The 2,200-nt window shown below is 66.7% G+C and carries 4 protein-coding genes; all 4 read left to right on the top strand.

Annotated features, from left to right (window positions below; translation table 11 throughout):
* Nucleotides 1-262 precede the first annotated feature (262 nt).
* The 4 genes from BT364_RS33615 (at nt 263) to BT364_RS33600 (ending at nt 2,188) form a co-directional block, all read left to right on the top strand.
* Nucleotides 263-658, top strand: coding sequence for a gas vesicle protein GvpO (locus tag BT364_RS33615; protein ID WP_072488994.1), 396 nt, complete (start codon nt 263-265; stop codon nt 656-658).
* Between the two features lie 93 nt (nt 659-751).
* Entirely contained in the window at nt 752-1,210 is a 459-nt protein-coding gene (locus BT364_RS33610) for a gas vesicle structural protein GvpA (protein WP_072488993.1), read from the top strand.
* Between the two features lie 3 nt (nt 1,211-1,213).
* Entirely contained in the window at nt 1,214-1,927 is a 714-nt protein-coding gene (locus BT364_RS33605) for a GvpL/GvpF family gas vesicle protein (RefSeq protein ID WP_072488992.1), read from the top strand.
* Nucleotides 1,928-1,936: 9 nt separating this feature from the next.
* Complete coding sequence (locus tag BT364_RS33600; RefSeq protein WP_072488991.1) at nt 1,937-2,188, top strand: gas vesicle protein GvpG; 252 nt, start codon at nt 1,937-1,939, stop codon at nt 2,186-2,188.
* The last annotated feature ends 12 nt before the right edge of the window (nt 2,189-2,200 follow it).

Raw genomic sequence — 2,200 nt, 5'->3', positions numbered from 1 at the left:
CTTGGGGGATAGCGTGCCCACCAGCCCACCAGCCCACCAGCCCACCAGCCCACCAGCCCACCACTCACACAGCGTTTCTTATGCGGCAGCGATGGCACTGTGCAGCCAGTGGGAAGGCTACGGCACGCGGTTAGGAGGCTGCTCCCGGCGCTGAAGCAATGTGCGAGCTCCGAGATGCGGTCGGCCCAGGCCGTATATCATGGAACGGCGTCTTGTGAAGGTGACGCGGGCATCATGTCGTCTCCGATTCCGGAGCGGAAACATGGCCGTAGGCGAAGAGGGCGAGACAGGGCGCGTCCGGCGTCCGTCCAGCAAGAAGACCGTCAAGAAGACCGCCAGGAAAACCAGCACCGGACGGGCCGGCAGTCGCACGAGCGAAACGAAGCGTGCGGTCCGTCGGGTTTCGGCCCCGCGGGCCATGCGGTATGCGGCTGAGCAGCTCCAGGAGCTTCTGGGGCGAGCACCCGAGTCCGTCTCGGCGCTGAAGCCGACGGAGGGCGGCTGGCAGGCGGACGTGGAAGTCTTGGAGCTGGAGCGCATCCCCGGCACCACCAGCGTGATGGCGAGTTACCGGGTGACGCTGGACGAGGAAGGCGAACTTCAGGCGTACGAGCGCACCCGCCGCTACACCCGAGGCCAGATCGACCCGCGTGGCTAGGCCCGGAATACCACTGCTGCACCGCTCGCCGGATAAACGGAGACGGCCACGTCCGGAGCCAGGTGTGGGCTGCTGAGAGGAGGCACCGTGACTATGGTGCCGCAGAGCGGAGGAACCGTTTCCAGGGTCGGCGGAGGAGGGTCGGGGAACCTTTACGACATCCTCGAGCTGATTCTGGACCGCGGCCTGGTGATCGATGTCTTTGTACGTGTGTCCTTGGTGGGCATCGAGATCCTCAAGATCGATGCCCGCATCGTCGTGGCGAGCGTGGATACCTACTTGCGCTTCGCGGAGGCCTGCAACCGCCTCGACCTGGAGGAGGGCCGCAAGGCTCCGTCTCAGCTGACCGACCTGGTCGGCGAGGTGACCGAGGGCGGAGCGCATGGCAAGGCCAAGGGTGCTCTGAGCGGAGCCGCTGACGTGCTGACCGATGCCCTGAAGGGAGGACATGACGACGAGGAGGCCGAGCAGTCGGAGAAGAGGCGCAAGGAGCCCGAGGAGAGGCGGGAGCGGCCGCGGCGTCGGCCTGCCGCCCGACGCCGCGAGGAGTGAACCATGGCCGTATACGTGTATTCCATCGTCAGGACCACCCATCCGCAGCGCTTGGACGGCCTCCACGGGGTGGGGGACCCGCCTGCGCCCCTTCGCACGGTGGGCACCGAAATGCTGTCCGCGGTCGTCAGCGACGCGCCCGAGGAGCTGCGTCCCAAACGCCGAGACCTCGGCGCACACCAGGCAGTCCAGGAACAGCTGATGGCCGACGGCACTGTTCTGCCGCTGCAGTTCGGCTTCACCACCACGGACGACGACACGGTACGAGCGGTCCTGGAGAACGGCACGGATGAGTTCAGCGAACGCTTGCGGGCGCTGGAGGGCTGCGTGGAATACCACTTGAAGGCCGCCCAGGACGAGGATGCGCTGTTGCGCCAGATCCTTCGGGAGTCCGACGAGGCGCGCGAGCTCAACGAGGAGATCAGAAGCGGCCGCAGCAGCCCGGAACTGCCGCTCGCCCTTGGGGAGCTGGTCTCCCAAGAAGTGCAAGCCCGGCAGGATCGGCTCGCCGTCGGAGTCCTCGATGCGCTGCGCGGATTCGCGCGGGAAGAACGCTCGTCGCAGCCGACCGGGAACGACTTCTTGAATGTGTCCTTCCTTGTGGAGCGGGACAACGAGAAGAGCTTCCTCGGCGCGGAAGAGGACATCGCCAAGGAACTGGGTGAGGACTTCGACCTGCGGCTGGTCGGCCCGCTGCCCGCCTACAGCTTCGTCTAGGGAGTCCTCATGGGACTGCTGACTCAACTCGCGACTCTTCCGCTGGCGCCGGTGCGCGGCGTGGCCTGGGTCATGGAGCGTGTCGTCGAGGCCGCGGAGAACGAGTACTACGACCCGGCACCCGTCGAGCGGGAACTCGCCGCACTTGAACGAGCGCTCGTGGCAGGAGACATCGACGAGGAAACCTTCGACCGGCGCGAGGACGAGTTGCTGGACCGGCTGGACGAGATCAGGGCCCATGCCCAGGGCACCGACACCTGATCGCGGCAGCCG

Source organism: Streptomyces atratus (assembly GCF_900119365.1).
Classification (GTDB): domain Bacteria; phylum Actinomycetota; class Actinomycetes; order Streptomycetales; family Streptomycetaceae; genus Streptomyces; species Streptomyces atratus_B.
This window is presented reverse-complemented; position numbering and strand designations above follow the sequence as displayed.